Source organism: Gilvimarinus sp. 1_MG-2023 (assembly GCF_030548285.1).
The window spans coordinates 184,639-203,992 of the sequence record NZ_JAUOSC010000002.1; the positions used below are offsets into that span (position 1 = coordinate 184,639).

General features: G+C 51.9%; 12 protein-coding genes. 2 read left to right on the forward strand and 10 right to left on the reverse strand.

What is annotated here, in order from left to right:
• Positions 1-42 precede the first annotated feature (42 nt).
• Together Q4563_RS03705 and gltB are read right to left on the reverse strand one after the other, a co-directional pair.
• A complete protein-coding gene (locus tag Q4563_RS03705) occupies positions 43-1,461 on the reverse strand; it encodes an FAD-dependent oxidoreductase (protein ID WP_303603642.1) in 1,419 nt (472 codons plus the stop codon).
• A gap of 33 nt (positions 1,462-1,494) precedes the next feature.
• On the reverse strand, positions 1,495-5,949 hold the full coding sequence (gene gltB, locus Q4563_RS03710; RefSeq protein ID WP_215976958.1) for a glutamate synthase large subunit: 4,455 nt from the start codon (positions 5,947-5,949) through the stop codon (positions 1,495-1,497).
• Between the two features lie 536 nt (positions 5,950-6,485).
• Here gltB and Q4563_RS03715 point away from each other — a divergent pair.
• The gene (locus Q4563_RS03715) at positions 6,486-8,489 is read left to right on the forward strand and encodes a hypothetical protein (RefSeq protein ID WP_303603643.1); all 2,004 of its coding nucleotides are present in this window, start codon (positions 6,486-6,488) and stop codon (positions 8,487-8,489) included.
• Between the two features lie 32 nt (positions 8,490-8,521).
• Here Q4563_RS03715 and Q4563_RS03720 read toward each other — a convergent pair whose 3' ends face one another.
• The 8 genes from Q4563_RS03720 to Q4563_RS03755 are packed head-to-tail and all read right to left on the reverse strand — an operon-like array spanning position 8,522 to position 16,702.
• A complete protein-coding gene (locus Q4563_RS03720; protein WP_303603644.1) occupies positions 8,522-10,081 on the reverse strand; it encodes an SPOR domain-containing protein in 1,560 nt (519 codons plus the stop codon).
• A 14-nt stretch (positions 10,082-10,095) separates the two neighbouring features.
• The gene (aroB, locus tag Q4563_RS03725; protein WP_303603645.1) at positions 10,096-11,184 is read right to left on the reverse strand and encodes a 3-dehydroquinate synthase; all 1,089 of its coding nucleotides are present in this window, start codon (positions 11,182-11,184) and stop codon (positions 10,096-10,098) included.
• Between the two features lie 50 nt (positions 11,185-11,234).
• Positions 11,235-11,762: a shikimate kinase gene (locus tag Q4563_RS03730; protein WP_215976954.1), complete on the reverse strand. Its 528-nt coding sequence runs from the start codon at positions 11,760-11,762 to the stop codon at positions 11,235-11,237.
• Positions 11,763-11,765: 3 nt separating this feature from the next.
• The gene (locus Q4563_RS03735; protein WP_303603646.1) at positions 11,766-13,880 is read right to left on the reverse strand and encodes a type IV pilus secretin PilQ; all 2,115 of its coding nucleotides are present in this window, start codon (positions 13,878-13,880) and stop codon (positions 11,766-11,768) included.
• A 36-nt stretch (positions 13,881-13,916) separates the two neighbouring features.
• Positions 13,917-14,450: a pilus assembly protein PilP gene (locus Q4563_RS03740; RefSeq protein ID WP_303603647.1), complete on the reverse strand. Its 534-nt coding sequence runs from the start codon at positions 14,448-14,450 to the stop codon at positions 13,917-13,919.
• On the reverse strand, positions 14,440-15,057 hold the full coding sequence (locus Q4563_RS03745) for a type 4a pilus biogenesis protein PilO (RefSeq protein ID WP_303603648.1): 618 nt from the start codon (positions 15,055-15,057) through the stop codon (positions 14,440-14,442). Before Q4563_RS03745 ends, Q4563_RS03740 begins: the two co-directional genes overlap by 11 nt.
• On the reverse strand, positions 15,057-15,635 hold the full coding sequence (locus tag Q4563_RS03750) for a PilN domain-containing protein (protein ID WP_303603649.1): 579 nt from the start codon (positions 15,633-15,635) through the stop codon (positions 15,057-15,059). The genes Q4563_RS03745 and Q4563_RS03750 overlap by 1 nt, the downstream gene beginning before the upstream one ends.
• Positions 15,635-16,702 carry a pilus assembly protein PilM gene (locus Q4563_RS03755; protein WP_303603650.1) on the reverse strand — a complete coding sequence of 356 codons (1,068 nt, stop codon included), beginning with the start codon at positions 16,700-16,702 and terminating at the stop codon, positions 15,635-15,637. Before Q4563_RS03755 ends, Q4563_RS03750 begins: the two co-directional genes overlap by 1 nt.
• Positions 16,703-16,857: 155 nt before the next feature.
• On the opposite strand from Q4563_RS03755, the gene Q4563_RS03760 reads away from it, so the two are divergent.
• Positions 16,858-19,317, forward strand: a complete 2,460-nt coding sequence (locus Q4563_RS03760; protein ID WP_442903703.1) for a penicillin-binding protein 1A — start codon at positions 16,858-16,860, stop codon at positions 19,315-19,317.
• Positions 19,318-19,354: the final 37 nt, after the last annotated feature.

Below are 19,354 nucleotides of genomic sequence, written 5' to 3' on the forward strand. Positions count from 1 at the left end.
AACACTGGCATAAAAAAGCCGGTCATAAGACCGGCTTTTCGATCACACGTCGAGGTAGTCGAGGATACCATCAGCGGCCTCTCGGCCCTCCCAGATGGCTGTCACCACCAAGTCGGAACCGCGCACCATGTCGCCACCGGCAAAGACTTTGGGATTGCTGGTTTGGAATTTGAATTCCTGCTCTTCGGGTGCTTCAACACCTCCCCAACTATTCACATTAACGTCGTGATCTTTGAGCCACTCGGGTGGGTTAGGTCTAAAGCCAAAAGCGATCAATACCACATCGGCAGGTAAAATTTCTTCGCTGCCTGCAATTGGCTCGGGGCGACGGCGACCATTCTCATCGGGCTCGCCCAGCTGAGTGGTCACCACTTTGACGCCTTCGACTTTATCTTCACCGACAATCGCTACCGGCTGGCGGTTAAACAAAAACTCAACCCCTTCTTCGCGGGCGTTGGCGACTTCGCGTTTCGAGCCGGGCATATTGGCTTCGTCGCGACGATAGGCACAGGCAACACTTTCGGCGCCCTGACGAATCGAGGTGCGGTTACAGTCCATCGCGGTATCACCGCCGCCGAGCACAACAACACGTTTACCGGCAACACTGATAAAGTCATCGGCGCTCTTTTCAAAGCCCAGATTGCGATTGACATTGGAAACCAAAAACGGCAGAGCGTCATAAACACCCGGTAAATCTTCACCCGCAAAGCCGCCTTTCATGTAGGTGTAAGTCCCCATACCCATAAACACCGCATCGTAATCATTCAGCAGCTCGTCCATGGTGATATCTTTGCCCACTTCCGTATTCAAACGAAATTCAATACCCATTTCGGTAAAGATTTCACGGCGACGGCTAAGTACACTTTTTTCCAACTTAAACTCGGGGATACCAAACGTCAGTAGGCCGCCAATTTCAGGGTAGCGATCAAAGACAACAGGCTTAACGCCGCTACGTACCAGTACGTCGGCACAACCAAGGCCGGCAGGGCCGGCACCTATAATGGCGACCTTTTTATCGGTCCAGGTCACCTTCGACATATCCGGGCGCCAACCCATGGCGAACGCGGTATCGGTAATGTATTTTTCTGCATTACCGATGGTCACCGCACCAAAGCCGTCGTTCAAGGTACAAGCGCCCTCACACAAGCGATCTTGTGGGCACACGCGACCACAAACTTCTGGCAAGGTGTTGGTTTGGTGGCTCAGCTCAGCCGCTTCAAAAATATTGCCTTCGGAAATCAACTTTAACCAGTTGGGAATAAAGTTGTGCACCGGGCACTTCCACTCACAGTAAGGATTGCCACACTCAAGACAGCGATGTGCCTGATCGGCCACCTGCTCTTTGTTGTAGGGCTCGTAGATTTCCACAAACTGATGTCGGCGGGTATCTATGTCCTTTTTCTGTGGGTCTTGGCGACCCACATCGAGAAACTGAAAGTTATTACTTAAACGATCGGCCATGTTGTATGCCTCTAAACTGTTCAACCCAAAGAATTATTCGCCGCGTGTTTTAATGCTGTCTAACAAGCTTTTAAAACTGGCTGCTTTGGGTTTGACTAACCAGAATTTACCCACGTAATCATCAAACTCGGCCAGCAACTCGGCTCCCCAAGCGCTGTCGGTTTCGTCGGTAAACTCTTCGATTATGCCGCGCAAGTTATTGCGATGGGCTTCAAGTGATTCGGTATCAATTCGATGGATCTCAACCAGCTCGTGGTTGTAGCGATCAACAAAGCTATTGTCGTCATCCAGGACATAGGCAAAACCACCGGTCATACCGGCACCGAAGTTAACCCCGGTATTACCCAGTACAGTGACAACACCGCCGGTCATGTATTCACAACAGTGATCACCGGCGCCTTCCACCACAACATGGGCTCCAGAGTTACGCACACCGCAACGCTCACCGGCTGTACCGGCTGCATACAATTTACCGCCGGTGGCACCGTACAAACAGGTGTTACCGATAATGCTGGTTTTGTTGGTTGCGAATTCTGACCCTTGCGGCGGACGAATAACGATCTTACCGCCGGCCATACCTTTGCCGACATAGTCGTTGGCATCGCCTTGCAAATACATCTCTAAGCCACCTGCGTTCCAAACACCGAAACTCTGTCCGGCAATACCGGTGAGGTTCAGTTTGATAGGTTTGTCGGCCATGCCTTGGTTGCCGTAACGCTTAGCTATTTCACCGCTGATGCGAGCCCCGATGGAGCGGTCGCAATTGGTGATATGAAACGCGAATTCTCCACCGGTTCTGGCTTCAATACTGGGCAAGAGCTCGCGCACCATTGCCTCGGCCATCTCACCTTTATCGAAAGGTACATTGCGCTCCACCGCGCAAAGCTGAGGCTTGGTAGCAAGGAAATCATCGGTATGCACAATCGGACTCAAATCCAATTGTTTCTGTTTCGCAGTCGTGCCTTCGGTCAATTCTAATAAATCGACACGGCCGACTAACTCAGCCAAGGTCCGCACGCCTAAATCGGCCATCAGCAATCGCGCTTCCTCAGCGACAAAGCGGAAAAAATTTTTCGCCATTTCCACGGTGCCGATATAGTGGTCGCGGCGCAGCTTCTCATTTTGCGTAGCAACACCGGTGGCGCAGTTGTTCAGGTGACAAATACGCAGATATTTACAACCCAAAGCCACCATTGGTGCCGTACCGAAACCAAAGCTTTCAGCGCCGAGCATAGCGGCTTTAATGACATCGAGGCCCGTTTTTAAACCGCCATCGGTTTGTACCCGAACCTTATCGCGCAGATCATTGGCACGCAGCGTTTGATGCGTTTCCGACAGCCCCAGCTCCCATGGAGAGCCGGCAAAACGGATGGAGGTCAGCGGACTGGCCGCGGTACCGCCGTCGTAGCCAGAAATCGTAATCAAATCAGCGTAGGCCTTAGCCACACCCGCAGCAATAGTACCCACGCCAGGGCGAGACACCAACTTAACCGATACAAGCGCATCCGGGTTGACCTGCTTGAGGTCGTAAATCAGCTGCGCCAAGTCTTCAATCGAGTAAATATCGTGATGCGGCGGCGGTGAAATCAGTGTGACGCCAGGCACCGAGTAGCGCAAGCGTGCAATCAAATCATTCACTTTGCCACCGGGCAGCTGACCGCCCTCACCGGGCTTGGCACCCTGTGCTACTTTAATTTGCAACACTTCGGCATTGACCAAATAGTGAGGCGTTACCCCAAAACGGCCTGAGGCAATCTGCTTGATTTTAGACACCTTGGGCGAGTTGAAACGCACGGGGTCTTCACCACCTTCACCGCTATTGGAACGACCACCCAGGGAGTTCATTGCCTCCGCCAGAGCTTCGTGTGCCTCGGGCGACAGGGCGCCGAGTGACATGCCGGCGGAGTCAAAGCGTTTTATAATGGACTCTACTGGCTCTACCTCATCCAGTGCAACCGGCTCACCGGCACCGCCGCGAACTTTGATTAGATCACGCAGGGTTGCTACCGGGCGGTGGTTCACTAAGTCAGAGTATTTTTGCCACTGCTTCCACTCACCGGTTTGCACAGCGTCTTGTAGAGCTTGCACCACATCCGGATTAAAGGCGTGGTATTCCTGACCGTGCACGTATTTGAGCAAACCACCCTGAACAATAGGCTTGCGATCCAACCAGGCTGTTTTGGCCAGCGCTTGTTGGTCGGCCTGTAAATCCTCAAAGCGTGCGCCTTTAATGCGCGAGGCGGTGCCCGGGAAGCACATGTCGACCACATCTTCCGCCAAGCCAATGGCTTCAAACAATTGAGCGCCGCGATAAGAAGTAATGGTCGAGATTCCCATTTTGGAAAGAATCTTCAACAAACCTTTATCCAGGCCTTTACGGTAATTTTTATAGGCTTGATCCACATCGATAAGCAGTTCGCCGGTGTCAATCAAATCGTTCATTAGGTAGTAGCTAAGGTATGGATAGACCGCCGTTGCCCCGTAGCCAATCAGGGTGGCAACTTGATGTGAATCGCGCGCCGTGCCGGTTTCTACCACGATGTTAGCGTCACAACGCAAACCTTCTTGGGTCAGGTAGTGATGCACGGCACCGGTAGCCAGTAGCGCATGCATAGGCAACTGGCCTTTTTGCAGCCCCATATCGCTGAGAATAACAATAACGGCACCTTGACGAACCGCTTCGGCTACATCATCGCGCAACTTTTCAATCGCTTGTTGCAAATTAAGGTTAGCGGGATCATAAGCCAAGCTAAAGGTTTGCGCCCGGTAGTCATCGCGGCCTAAATTTTTCAAAGAGCGGAATTTAGCCGGCGACAGCACCGGTGAAGATAAAATCACCCGGTTGGCGTGTGCCTCAGTCTCTTCGTACACGGAGAGTTCGCGCCCCACACAGGTCTCCAGCGACATCACAATCGCTTCGCGCAGTGGATCAATCGGCGGGTTGGTTACCTGCGCAAATTGCTGGCGGAAGTAATCGTACAATTGACGTTGTTTACTGGACAGCACTGCCATGGGGGTATCATCACCCATAGAGCCTACAGCCTCTTGACCACCTTCGGCCAGTGGGCGTAAAACCTGATCACGCTCCTCAAAGGTCACCTGGTACTGCTTCATGTAGGCTTTCATATCAGCCTCAGACAAGCCATTTTCGGCTACATCTGATTCCAAGGTCGACTCGATACGCACCGCGTTATCTTTTAACCATTGCTTATAGGGCTTGCCCTGCTTGAGCTGGTTGTCGATATCTTGCGTGTGATAGAGTTTGCCGGTTTCGGTGTCCACCGATAAGATTTGGCCCGGCCCCAAGCGACCTTTAGCCACCACGTCCTCGGGTTTGTAGTCGTATACACCCACCTCAGACGCCACAGTAATCAGATCATCTTTGGTAATAACCCAGCGCGAAGGACGTAAACCGTTGCGATCCAGTGTACACACCGCGTAGCGGCCATCGGTAATCACCAAGCCGGCCGGGCCATCCCAAGGCTCCACGTGCATGGAGTTATATTCGTAGAAGGCGCGCAGATCGGAGTCCATATGCTCAACGTTCTGCCACGCTGGTGGTACCAGCATACGCACCGCGCGATGTAATTCCATACCACCAATAAGCAGCACTTCCAGCATATTATCCAAGCTGGACGAATCGGAGCCGGTGCGGTTGACCAATGGGGCCACTTCGGTAATTTTAGGCAGCAACGGGGTCGAAAACTTATCGGTACGCGCTACCGACCAGTTGCGGTTGCCCATTACGGTGTTGATTTCACCGTTGTGAGCCAACATACGGAATGGCTGAGCCAGCGGCCACTGTGGGCTGGTATTGGTGGAAAAGCGCTGATGGAAGACACAAATAGCGGTCTCCAGACGCTCATCGGCCAAATCAGTAAAAAATTTGGGCAAATCCACCGGCATCATCAAGCCTTTATAAGACAGGATGCTGGTGCTCAGGCTGGCAATATAAAACGCTTTGTCATCTTTTAAAGCCAGCTCAGTGCGGCGGCGTGCCATCAGCAGCTTAGCGCTGAACTCTTCATTACTTAGCTCGCCAACGCCATTAACAAACACATGATTAAACAGCGGCAAAGACTCCAGAGCCATGGGGCCCAGGCAGCTAGAATCCACCGGCAATTCGCGCCAGCCGGCCACTTCTAGCCCTTCTGCAGCCAGTGCTTGCTCCAGCGCCTCACGTGCAGCGGCGGCTTTTTCAACGCTGCGGCTCAACATCACGGAACCGACACCGTATAGCTCTGCCAGCGGCATGCAACCAGCCTCGGCGGCCACAGTGCGCAAGAATGAGTCCGGTTTTTGCAGCAGTAGGCCACAACCGTCACCGGTTTTGCCATCGGCCGCAATACCACCGCGGTGAGTCATGCAGGTCAATGACTCGATCGCAGTTTCAAGCAAACGGTGGCTGGTTTTGCCTTTTAAATGGGCAATCAACCCAAAGCCACAGTTATCTTTAAACTCGTCCAAACTGTACAGACCAGTGGTCATACGCTGTCTCTCAATTAATACTGTTTAAACCCGCGCCGCCGACTACCAAAGGTCATTACAGCGCGCCAGACAAAAAAGCCCCTGAACTAGAGGGGCTTACAAATGGGCGCAGAATATTACCCGCTAGAGCCCTTTTAGGCAAGCGGACAAGCATTATCCCAGCCATTTACGGCCGTTCTAGGTTGTTAAAATGAAGGTGCTGAATATGAAGTCCGAGGTTAGGCGCAAGTGGCTTCAATTGCAATAACCCAAGCTTAAATTGGCCAACAACACAACTAGAAACTACAATAACACCTAACAACAAGGGCCTGAAATTAAAAGAATTTGTAAAAATGTGTCACTAATCGCCATTTTCATTCAATAAGGCCTTTATCCCGCTCGAAAATTGCGCTAGTTTAAGCAATTGGAGCGGTGTTTCGGGCAGATTTCGTTCGCAAACACGGATTTCCCACCCCAAAAGCGCCGTCAGGATAAAAACCGTCAGGCGCTTCGGTGGCGAAGAACAATGACAATTCCGATAATTTCAGGACTTAGATATGCGGATTCATACATTCGGGGCACAAGCTTCTAAATACTGCAGCGCACTGGCGCTTTGCCTAGGATTGGCCGCTTGTGGCGGCGGTAGCAGTACAGGCACAGCACTGGGCAATTTAAACGGTGACACCAGCAATAATAGTGAAACTGATGGCACCGACTCCAACATAGTCTCTATCGGATATGTCGAGAACGGTACATTTGTACCAGGCGAAATAAAAACCAATCTGAACGACAATCAGTTGGCCCCTGGCGGCTCTACCGTACTTCAGGTCAACCTCTATAGAAATGACCGCCTGCTCGGCAATGAGACTGAGGTGGTTTTCAGTAGTAACTGCTTTATTAATGGCGAAGCGCAATTTGAATACCCTGACCCGGAAAGTGGCGGCACAACTCAAGGGAACATTGTGACAGCGCAAAATGGTACCGCCAGCATCACTTATAATGCTACAAGCTGTACCGGTGAAGACATTATTGAGGCCACCTCCACTAATGAGGGGATTGTCGTAGCCGCCACGGGCACCATCCCTTTTGCTGCTGACACGGTAAACACTGTTACCTTTATTAGCTCCGAGCCAGAATATATCTCACTCAAAGGTACTGGTGGCACAGAGGCCTCAGAAGTGACCTTCCAGGTTCGCGGCAGCACTGGCGCGCCGGTTAAGGATATTGAAGTAGAGTTTAGCCTCAACACTAACGCAGGCGGCATCAGCCTAACCCAAACCAATGACACCTCTGATCAAAACGGGTATGTATCCACTATTATTCAATCAGGCAATATCCCCACCGCCGTAAGAGTTTCAGCCACCACCGACAATGGTGTAACCACACAATCCAGCCGGGTTGTCGCGTCAACCGGCCTGCCCGATCAAAACAGTATGAGTATTGCCACCGAGCTACTCTACCCCACTAGCTGGGACGTCAATGGCGTGGAATCATTGATCACCGTCAACGTGGCCGACGCCTTTAATAACCCCGTCCCTAAGGACACCCCTGTTTACCTCACCACCAACGGCGGTAGCGTAGAGGCAGCCTGCCTTACCGAAGAGATAATTGACGAAGATGTCTCAGATGCCCGTCACCCTCCGGGCGAGTGCGGTGCGATTTGGCGCAGCCAGGATCCAAAACCTCAAAGTGATCATCAAGTATATGCCGATGAGTCTGGACCACTGCCGGTCTTGCGCTGTGAACCCAACGGTTTACTTGCCGGGACTGAGACCGAATGCCGCAATGGCCGCGCCATCGTCATGGCGACAACTATCGGCAACGAATCTTTTATCGACAATAACGGTAACGGCCTGTACGACGCGGGCGAAACATTCAATGCCGCCAGCACTACCGGTGGTAATGAGGCTTGGCGCGCCGCTAATTGTGAACGAGCGGTGCCTACCTCAACAGCAGAGAACCAACAATGGGGCTGTGATGACTTAGGGACGCCCTACATTGATCGTAACTTTAACGGTCAACACAACTACAACGAACAAATTTTCAATATTGACAACGAGTTTAGCGACACCTATGAACCTGGTAACGGCATCTACAATGGCGCTCTATGTCGCCAAGAAGATCACGATGCGGGAATCTGCAGCCGCGACTCGGTGCTAGTGCGTAACTCTGTACGCTTGGTCATGAACAGCGCCCTTCAAGGTTTTTTCAGAACTCCTGACGGTCGCATCCCGGGAGCACCATCACAAATCAATTTAGTCGCAGGCGAAACAGCCATTATTTATTTGCTACTGGCCGACATTAACGGCAACGGCTTACCTCTAACCAGCGGCCTATCGGTCAACGCTCCGGACGGCATTACAGCCACTGTGACACCAGAGGGGTTTGCGCCCGGCAGCGAACCGACTATTGCCGCTCTTACCATAAAGGCTGACAACCAAGCGGCCGGTATCATCAGCTTGTCAATGGACATGGATGCTGATAATGACGGGTCCGCCGGTGACATAAGCTGGACTGTAGGCAATATCCCAATTACGGCGGCATGGCCCTCCATACCTTAATCAATAAAGGCCCGAGTAATCGGGCCTTTATCTCACTCAATCTCTTGCTGAATATTGTGCACCCGCCTCAACCATGGTTGTGCTCGACGCTGAAGGCCGGGTAAAGTTGTTTTTGCTGCCTCGGCTTCGCCGCGGGTGGCATACACCCCTACGACAACCACAAACCAAGGTTTACTTTTCCGTACTGTTTGGTAAAGCCGCAAACTCTTAGCATTGCTCTGCTCGGCGATAAATCTCTGTGCAGACTGCTTTTGGCTCACCCCCAACACTTGCAGGGTGTAGTACTCTGCCGGCCAGGACATAATTTCCAGCTCGTCAGCACTATAATCTGGGATGACGGGCCTGATGCTTGAGTAGGCCCGGGAGTGACTACTGGTTAGCTTCTTACCCGCAACTGAGGCCGAGATAACTTCTCCCCCTGCCACCATCCTAGGCTCGCTACGAGCAGTCTGAGTCTGCTCCCTGAGCCCCTTTGTTTTATCATCAACTGACGCTGTCTTCGGTATTTCGCTTGCGGAATTACTCGATTGGGGCGCCTCGACCAGCGGAGTGGTTTGTAGTGTCGCTGGGGCAAGTGTCTCGCGGGGCTGCTCGACCGTGGCGGGTATGGACAGCTTCACGGCAGTAGACTCAGGTGCCACCTTGCCCCCAGGGGAGTATAAATACACCACGATCAAACCCGCCAACAAAGCCGCAACAGTAACGATATGCACCACTGGCAGGCTTCGCCCTGGAAGACTCGATTGGCGGTCAGCACCTGCTTCGAGGGCCGGGTCACGCCCCACACTCACACCAGGCTCACCATTTTGCCCCCCATGATCAAACGCATTCAGCTGGAGAACTGTCTCTACAGGAGCCGCCCGAGCGACTGTAACACTGCTTTCTTGTGCCAATAAATGTATTTTGGCTCGCTCAAGCAACTTGTTGAAGTTGCCCTCGGCTTCACGCCACCAGGGCGTGACCGTTTTGCCGTCAAACACCGGGTCGACAGCACCGGCATTCAACATAAGTTGATTGAGCCAGGTTAATGCGGCATTGAGACTTGGCTCCGGAATGGCGTATGAATGCACGGGCACAGCCCTATTGAGGGCCAATTGTTGCGGATCTTCCGAAGTGAGCAGAATAACTTTCAACTTACGGCAAGCAAGCAAGCCTGCCTGCTGAAACTGAGAGAGCCACTGGTTTAATCTGGAAGGGGGTATTAGATCGGCATTATCGACCACCACCGCAATAGGGGCTACAGGCTCGTTATTGACAACCTGTTCGATAGAAGAAAGCAGGTCAGCTGACTCGTCATCGGGCAGGAGCAATAACTCGCCAATCTGGCGTGTAATTTGTGCAAGGTTATCGCCCTCACTTGCGTTAAACAACAAGACTTCACCGCTGGCCTGCAACTGCTGGCCCAACAGATGGGCAAGTGTCGTTTTTCCGGCCCCCTTATGACCGACCACCCACACCAGTGGGCACACAAACTCCAGCTCGTGAATAACATTTGCCGCCAGCTCGGTAAGCCCTTGCCAAGGCAGGCCATTATCGAGCTGAAACGGGTCGCGCTGCAACCCTAAAGTCTCCATATAATCGGCAATAGACACGCGCCTACACCTCTCTAGGAAGGACGGAAGACGTCCAGTGTGTGATTGAGTGCATCGATAGCAATATCGGAGATAACAAAGGCCTCGCCCAGCTGGCGCAGCAAGATAAGCCTGAGCCGGCCATCCTGTACTTTTTTATCCACGGCCATTAGCTCCAGGTATTGCTCGTTGCTCATATTGCCCGGCCCCATAACGGGTAAACCCGCTCGCTCAACCAACGCCGTCGCGCGCTTTAAAACGGAATTTTCCACGAACCCCATACGTACGGAGAGATCGACAGCCATCAGCATTCCTGTGGCGACCGCTTCACCGTGCAGCCAATTGCCGTAACCCTGTGCCGTTTCGATGGCGTGACCAAAAGTATGCCCTAGGTTTAAGATGGCTCGAATACCACCTTCGCGTTCATCTTGAGCCACCACCTTAGCTTTATCCTGGCAAGATCGCTCCACGCAGTACTCCAGCGCTTCAGGGTCACCGCTCATAACGCGATCGATGTTTTCTTCCAACCACTGAAAGAACATTTGATCGCAAATTAAACCGTACTTAATCACTTCGGCCACACCGGCTGCCAACTCTCGTTTGGGGAGCGTTGCCAGCTGTGCCACATCCGCCAAGACGGCTTGAGGCTGATAGAAAGCACCGATCATATTCTTACCCAGGGCATGATTAACGCCGGTCTTTCCCCCCACTGAAGAGTCCACCATCGACAGCAAGGTAGTTGGCACCTGAATAAAATTTACGCCGCGCTGATAACAGGCAGCGGCAAAGCCTGCCATATCCCCTACCACACCGCCGCCGAGCGCGAGTACTGTACCGCTGCGGTTAAAGCGCGCCTGTAGTAACCGGGTAAAAATAAGGTCCAAGGTTTCGAGATTTTTATAGGATTCGCCGTCGGGCAGCTCCACACTGGAAACCTCGAAGCCCTGCTGTTGAAGCAGGCTTGTATAGCGCTCTAGGTATAGAGGGGCAACGGTAGTATTGGTGACCACACACACTTGCTTACCGTGCACATGAGGCGCCAACAAACTGGCATCGTGAGTTAGATGGGTTCCAATATAGATCGGGTAGCTGCGCTCACCCAGCTCAACTTTTAGCGTTTTCATAGCGGCTTGTCTTAACTCAAAACCGCCATATTATCACACTCTTCAGCAGGTTAAGGGGTAACCCCCAAGCGGGACAACGCCTCCAAAATTTCTTGTACCGCAGCCTTAGGTCCGTAACGATCAGTATTCACCACGATCTGAGAAACCGAACGATAACTGGGCTCTCGCTCGGCCAATATTTGCTCGATTTTTTCGCGCGGGTTGTCAACTTGCAACAATGGGCGCTTTTTGTCCCGTGCCGTACGCTCAACCAATTGCTCGACGGAAGCTTGCAAATAGCAAGTCGTCCCGGCATTGCGCATAAGCTCTAGGTTTTTTTCTCGCGTGACAATTCCCCCGCCAGTAGCAACTACCGATGCGGTCATCTGACAAATATCAGCCAATACGTTGGTTTCACGCTGACGGAAGCCGTCCTCGCCTTCCATATCAAATATCCAGGGAATATCCGCCCCTGTGCGCTCTTCAATGACACGGTCGGTATCGAGGAAAGGTAAACCCAAGTCAGAGGCCAGCATGCGGCCTATAGTGGACTTGCCGACCCCCATGGGGCCGACAAGGAATACATGAGCTCGAATCATGAATTAATCGGTTAACTCATCAGACATAATGCGAGGAGTAATAAAGACTAGCAACTCGCTCTTCTCAGTGGCGATGGTGTCACGGCGGAACAAGCGACCAAGGAAAGGAATGTCACCAAAGAACGGGACTTTATCCACACCTTTAAGCTGCTCCATCTCAAAAATGCCACCCAGCACAATGGTTTGACCATCATTAACCAGCACCTTTGTCTGGACATTGGTGACATCAATAATAGGAACACCAAACTCCTGGTTAAACTCGGCCAACAGATCTTTTTTGATGATCAGATCCATAATGATATTGTTGTCTGGCGTAATCTGAGGCGTTACATCCAGCTCTAGCAACACCTCCTTAAAGCTTGCCGAGGTTGCACCGCTGGCGGAGGCCTCTTGGTAGGGGATTTCACTACCGGTAGAAATAATCGCTTGCTGCTTATCGCCAGTCACCACTTTGGGCTGAGACACAATTTCAGCGTGGCCATTATACTCCATGGCTGACAGCTCAAGATCCAAAAAGGTATTGTCGGTCAGCAAGCCAAACGCAATGCTACCCACTGGGTTTTGAATCCCCATATCAACCATCATGTTCTCATTGATATCTGCCGTGCCGCCGCCGTAGATGAAATCAGCTGGAGAGCCCGGAGATGAATCTAAGGCCGATGTGGAACCGCCAACTTCGAACAGTGAGTCGCTCGACAAATTAGCACCTAATCCACCCCAGCGCACCCCTAACTCTTGGCGAAAGTCTTTATTGGCAATGACTAGGCGCGCTTCGATCATAACCTGCTTAATGGGCACATCGATCTCTTCCAATAAACGCTTAAAGTCTTCTACCCGATCAGCGGTATCGGTAATAATAATGGAGTTAGTACGCTCGTCGACAACCGCATGACCGCGCTCAGACATCAGTGAATAAGTGGCGCCACGATTGCTATCACTGCGATTACCACTTTCGCCCCCCATGGCAATGGCAAACACTTCATCTGCGCTAGCGTAGCTGATTCGAATGTACTCGGTACGCAGCGGTGCCAATTCTTCAAGCTGTCGCTTGGTGGACAACTCCTGACGTTCTCGCTCGGCAATTTCCGCGGCGGGTGCCACCATCAGCACATTGCCGTCTTGACGCTTGTCCAAACCTTTGGTTTTCAGCACCATATCGAGCGCTTGATCCCAGGGCACATTATCCAGACGCAGCGTAATACGCCCTTGCACCGTATCGGAAGCCACCAAGTTTAAATCGGTAAAGTCAGCAATGATTTGCAGCACTGCCCGCACTTCAATATCTTGAAAGTTAAAGGACAAGCGGGCGCCGGTGTATTCAAAAAGGCGCTCCTGCTCAGCTTTTTCTTTCTCGGTTAACGGTTTAACACTAACGACGTAACGATTACCAGTTTGATATGCAAGGTAGTCGTAATCCCCTTGCGCACTGATATTAATAATCGCATCACCCGCGTCGTTATCCACCGAAATTACATTTACCGGTGTAGCGAAATCCACCACATCCAAGCGGCGGCGCAACGCTTGTTCGACAAAGGTATTGGCAAAGCGCACACGCACACCGTCTGACGTGTCACGCATATCAGCGCTGATTGAGCTGTTAGACAGGTCGACAATAATCCGCCCTTCTCCGTCTTCACCACGACGGAAATCGACCGCCGCAATTTCGCGATCACTGCTCGCACTACTCTGTTTACTCACTGCAGTCGCAGTTCCAGATTTATTGTCGCTAACCTGTAAATCTGCAGAGCCACTACCTGACCCAACTTCAACGAAGTAGGTATTGCCTTCAATACGTGTATCGTAACCAGACAGCCGCTCAAGATTAAGAATTAACCGAGTGCGACCTGAACCTGTCATCACCAGAGCTCCAGTACCATTATCAAAAGCTAACGGATAATGACGCTCACTTAAATTGCTCACCACATCTGGAAAATCCAACACAATGCGCGCTGGGCTTTCAATGGTATACCCATCGGGCTCGGGCGGCGCATCGTTAAACTTCAGCTGCACTTCAAAGCGCTGATTTGGTAGCTCAGCAAATCGAATATCGTCTAGGGTAGCAGCCCCTACAAGTGGAGCCAGCATGGACACCATTAACAACGCTAGAGAGTATTTCATCTTGAACCCCACTAAGAACAAAGCACGCATGACTGCCTATTCCTTTTCTTCTAATTTAATAATACGAGGACGCTCAACCCAGCCGCCATCGCCGTCGGCTACGATCTCCATCACCTCAATTTGACTGGGTGATGCGGTGATAATCTCGCCGTGATTACGCCCCATATAATTCCCCACTGTTACCGGTTCCACGCTGCGCTGGGCGCCTGGTCCCGTATCGATCAACGCCCAAAGCGTTCCTTTTTGCTCAACAGTACCCACCATAGCCATATTGGTGATGCTGAAGTTTTCTAGGTATTCTTTAGGACGAGATAAATCTGGCTCGACCGTCTTGCCGCCTTTGACGCTCGCCAATTCTTCAACTGGACGCTCAAAAGGACTGCGCTTTGTCATCGCCGTATAACTAAAGGGCGGCAGTGGCCTAAACACGGGTAAAGGCTCAATTTGCTTACCTGGCCGACGCTTGGTCTCTTCAATGTTATCTCGCAGCTTACTTAAATCGCCACCACCACAAGCCGATAACGCCAAAGCCATTGCCAGTACAATCAGTTTGGAGGTTTTATTCAGCATCGTTTTGCTCCCCACCCTGATAGTAATAAGTTTTTGCGGTTATTTGCATGCTTAAATCGCCACCGCCATCTGACGTCTCAATAGTAAAGTCATGCAAGGTCACAATCCGAGGCATACCTGCCACGCCGCTGACAAAACCACCAAAATCATGATAGCCGCCGCGCACATTGATCTCCATGGGCTTTTCTACATAATACTCGGCATCCTGCTCTGGCTGCAGTTCCAGTTTGAAATCACCCAGACCACTTTCCACACTGCGCGCATCAATATCATCGAGAAGGCCGGCCACCTCAGTATCGGTAGGCAAACGTGACAACAGAGACTCGAAGGAAGCTTTCATTTCTTCCATTTGTGCCTTATAGGCATCGAGGTTTGCAGCCTGCGCCGCTTTTAACTCGAAAGTATCCCACAGTCCTCTCTCTTTAATTTGCTCCGAGGTTAACTGTTGCTCAATCGGCTTCACTTTAAACCAGTAAGCAGCAAAAATAATAACCACTACAATCAGCACGCAGACTAGAATTTTAGTCGGTAGAGGCCAAACACCTAAGCGCTCAGGGTCGCTGTAATCAAAGTCCCGTGCCCGTTCTATAGCATCTTTCCAAGACATTAGTTAGCCCCCTCTTCAGACGCATCACTCAGCTCGGCAGAGACGACGGCTTTCACTGTCATTTCAAACGCGTTTGCCTGCCCACCCTCTTCAGGTGCGACTTCGACAGAAGACAAGCTGGGGTCATCATACCAATCCGATGCCGATAAGTTTCGCATAAAGCTAGACACGCGATTGTTTGATTCGGCGATGCCTAAAATACTTACCACATCCCCCTGACGTGACAACTTAGTCAAAAAGACCCCATCAGGCAAAGCTCTCACCAAATCGTCGAACTGGTGCACAATGACCGAACGCGTCCCTTCCAAATCACGAATTAAGCGCATCAGCTCTAGTAGCTCTTCGCGCCGGGCCTGCAGCTGCTCAATTTCTTTCACTTGTTTATCCAGCTGCTGTATCTCGCGATCGAGCATTTGGTTGCGCTCGCGCTGATGATCCACCTTGCCGTTAGCATGAGAAATCCAAGCAAACGCAATCACCGCAGCAATTGCAGCGACAATGACCATAATTACGATAAATTCTTTTTTCTTTTCCTCCCGGTGCTTATCGCGCCAGGGGAGTAAATTAATTGTCGCCATCAGTCAAAACTCCTCATTGCCAGGCCAGTAGCCACCATCAAGGAGGGCGCATCGTTAGCCAGTGCCGCTGCATTGACTCTTGAGGCGACCGACATATTGGCAAATGGATTGGCAACCAACGCTTGCGTGCCCAGTTTCTCTTCGATTAGCACGTTCAACCCTTCCATTGAAGCGACACCGCCAGCCAACACGATGTAGTCCACATCATTGTATTCGCTGGCCGAGAAGAAGAATTGCAACGAGCGGGTCACTTGCTGAACCACCGCCTCTTTGAAGGGCTCAAGCACTTCGGAATCATAGTCGTCAGGCAAGCCACCTTGCTTCTTGGCAAGCCCCGCCTCTTCTGCCGACAAACCATAACGGCGCTGAATTTCTTCGGTCAATTGGCGACCGCCAAACAATTGCTCGCGTGTATAAACGGTTTTGCCGTCCACTAAAACACTGAGCGTGGTCATGGTGGCGCCCACATCAAGTACGGCCACCACTTGGTTATCTTGATCTTCTAACTGCTCAAGTATGAATTCGAACGCCCGCTCCATCGCGTAGGCTTCGACATCAACCACCTCTTCCTCAAGGCCGGCTTGCCGAATCGTATCCACACGGGTTTCGACGTTCTCGGTACGGCAGGCCGCCAGTAACACTTCAACTTGTTCGGGATCGTTAGGGGACTCGCCCTGCACCTCGAAGTCTATGGAGACCTCATCAGTATCAAAGGGGATGTATTGGTCGGCTTCGATATAAATGCGGTTTTCAAGATCGTCGTCAGACAACCCGGCCTGCATCTCAATCACCTTGGTAATCACAGCCGAACCCGCCACCGAAACAGCGGCCTGTTTCAGCTTGGTTTTAGACTGTTTCACCAGCGCTCGGATCACCTCAGCCACCGCATCAGTGTCGTTGATATTCTTCTCAACAACGGCGTTTGGCGGGAGTGGTCTGACCGCATAGGTTTCAACCCGGTAGCGGTCGCCACTGCGACTCAACTCCAGGAGCTTAACCGAGGTAGAGCTAATATCTAGCCCCAGCACCGGTTTTGTCTTTTTATCAAGGAACCCGAAAATGCCCATTTTTCTATCTATATCCGTAACTTAGCCGTCGTTTATGTTATAGCACTTTAAGTTAAGCCTGCAACAAGAACGTACGTATGTAAACAGGAAAAAACCCCGTATAATGCATCGCCAATAAGGTAAATATCGCTAACCCACTAATTCCCATAGAAAAAATGCTTAAAAAATATTCTTTTATCAAAGTCGTTTTCTGGCTATTCCTCACGGGATGCGGTGTGACCGGCGTCACGTTTGCCGGTTTGTACCTGTATTTGGCCCCCAAACTGCCCGATGTTCAAATGCTACGGGAGGTTAAATTACAGACCCCGCTGCGTATATATTCAAGCGATAACAAGCTTATTGGTGAATTTGGTGAACAGCGACGCACCCCTATTAGCTATGAAAAGATTCCTCCGTTATATGTAAAAGCACTGCTTTCGGCAGAGGACGCCCAATTCTACGACCATAACGGTGTTTCCATTAGAGGACTTTTGCGAGCCGCTTCACAATTATTGCAAACGGGTAGCATCCAATCCGGAGGCAGCACCATCACCATGCAGGTGGCCCGCAACTTCTTTTTAACCTTTAAGCAAACCTTCGCCCGTAAATTCAATGAAATTTTGCTGGCCCTGCAAATTGAACGCGAACTGAGTAAGGCCGAGATTTTAGAGCTGTACAGCAACAAAATTTACTTTGGCAACCGCGCTTATGGCATACAGGCCGCCGCTAATGTCTACTATGGCAAAGACATCAACGACCTAAGCTTAGCTCAATGGGCCATGATTGCCGGCCTCCCCAAGGCACCCTCTGCCTACAACCCGCTGGCAAACCCTCAGCGAGCACTGATCCGACGCGACTGGATTTTAGGTCGTATGCTTGAACTCGGCCATATTGACCAAACCACTCACGACCAAGCCGTCAAAGAGCCGGTAAGCGCCGAGTACCACGGCCTCAGCCCAGAACTCTACGCCCCTCATGTGGCAGAAATGGCCCGTCAACACGCCGTCACACTCTACGGCAAGCAAGCGTATAGCGATGGCTACAGTGTTTACACAACAGTAAACGCTCACTTACAAGAGGTGGCTCAAGCAGTCTTAGTCGAAGGTGTCCTTACTTACGATCAACGCCACGGCTATCGCGGGCCCGAGGCTAATTTAGGACTAGAAGACCCCGACACTTGGATTGAGCAGCTGGCGGACATAAGCACCTACGGCGGCCTCAAACCCGCCGTTGTTAGCAGCACCGATGAGCAGAGCGCTGAGATATTATTCGCCGATGGTAGCCTTTACACATTACAGTGGGAGGACGGTTTATCGAGTGCACGCCCCTATATTGATGAAAATTACCGCGGCAAGCGACCGCAAACTACCGCGGATATTTTTTCCCCAGGAGACCTAATTCGCGTACGCCCCAGCGACAACGGCTGGCAGTTGGCCCAACTGCCAGAGGCAGAGGCTGCCCTGATATCACTTAACCCAAACAACGGCGCCATTGTGTCCCTCGTGGGCGGCTTTGACTTCAATAAAAGCAATTTCAACCGGGTAACGCTGTCCACCCGCCAGCCGGGCTCTTCCTTCAAACCCTTTATTTACACGACGGCACTGGATAATGGCTTTACCCCAGCCACCATAATCAACGATGCGCCTATTGTGATTGAAGATGCCAGCCTGGAGGGCACCTGGCGCCCCGTCAACGATGGCGGCAGCTTTCTGGGGCCCATGCGAATGCGTACCGCTCTGTACCGCTCACGCAACCTCGTTTCTATTCGTATATTGCGCTCCATCGGCATACAGACCGCCCACCGCGGCATTGCCCGCTTTGGCTTCGACGCCGAGGCTCTGCCCTACGATCTTTCTTTGGCGCTCGGCAGTCACGACGTGACACCATTACAGCTGGCTGAAGGTTATGCCACCCTCGCCAACGGTGGCTTTAAAGTGTCACCTTACTTGATTGAGCGTATCGAGGATGTGGATGGCGCTGTTTTATTTGAAGCAGCCCCTGCAACCGTTTGCCGTCAGTGCGAGGGCCAGTCTTTAGCGGAGCAAGATTCACCCCAAGAGCCCGCCAGCGAAGCGCAAACATTAGAGGAATTACTGGGCGGGGAGGGTTCTGATCAGGAGCCTTCGGAGCGCACTTTACCGCGCGCGCCGCGCGTACTCAGCGCCGAAACCGCTTTTATTGCCGACTCGATGCTGCGCGATGTTATCGCGCGCGGCACTGGCCGCCGGGCTAGAGTTCTGGAGCGAGGCGATATTGCCGGCAAAACCGGCACCACCAACGGCCCCAGAGACTCATGGTTTGCCGGCTACAACCCAGACATTACCACCATCACCTGGCTCGGCTTTGACAACAATACCAACCTCGGTAATAACGAATACGGCGGCACGGCGGCACTGCCCATCTGGATCAACTACATGCGCGAGGCATTGCAAGATCATCCCGAGGTACCCCCTCGCCGCCCCGACGGTATTGTCACGGTACGTATTGACCCTGAAACGGGTAAACGCGCCGCCGCCAACGACCCCGATGCCATCTTCGAGATCTTTCGAGCAAGCGAGGTACCCGCAACCAAAGATACCGAATCGGCCGGGGGCGACAACACCAACGCCGACATACTGCCGGAAGAACTTTTTTAGATGAGCAATCGAAGACAGTAGAATTAGCAGGCATAAA